Here is a 326-nt window from a genome sequence, read left to right on the forward strand (position 1 = left end):
AAGGAACTGGGTTTGCGCTCGCGTACGGTAAAGAAATACAAGGCAACAACGAACTCGAAGCACAACCTGCCTGTCCATGAGAACGTATTGAACCTCCAATTTAGGCCGTCCGCTCCAAACCAAGCCTGGGTGGCTGACATTACGTATATCCCGACGGATGAAGGTTGGTTGTATCTAGCAAGCATCATGGATCTGTACAGCCGTAAAATCGTTGGTTTTCATATGGATGAGCGGATGACCAAAAAGCTGGTATTAACGGCTCTAGACCGCGCCTACAGCCAGCAGCGACCGCGCGGAGAGGTACTGCACCACTCGGATCGCGGCAG

General features: G+C 52.1%; 1 protein-coding gene. It reads left to right on the forward strand.

Annotated elements, in window-relative coordinates; translation table 11 throughout:
- The coding region (locus PPOP_RS17750) for a DDE-type integrase/transposase/recombinase (protein WP_042229851.1) at window positions 1-326 on the forward strand (326 nt) is incomplete at both ends.

The organism is Paenibacillus popilliae ATCC 14706 (assembly GCF_000315235.1).
Classification (GTDB): Bacteria; Bacillota; Bacilli; order Paenibacillales; family Paenibacillaceae; genus Paenibacillus_B; species Paenibacillus_B popilliae.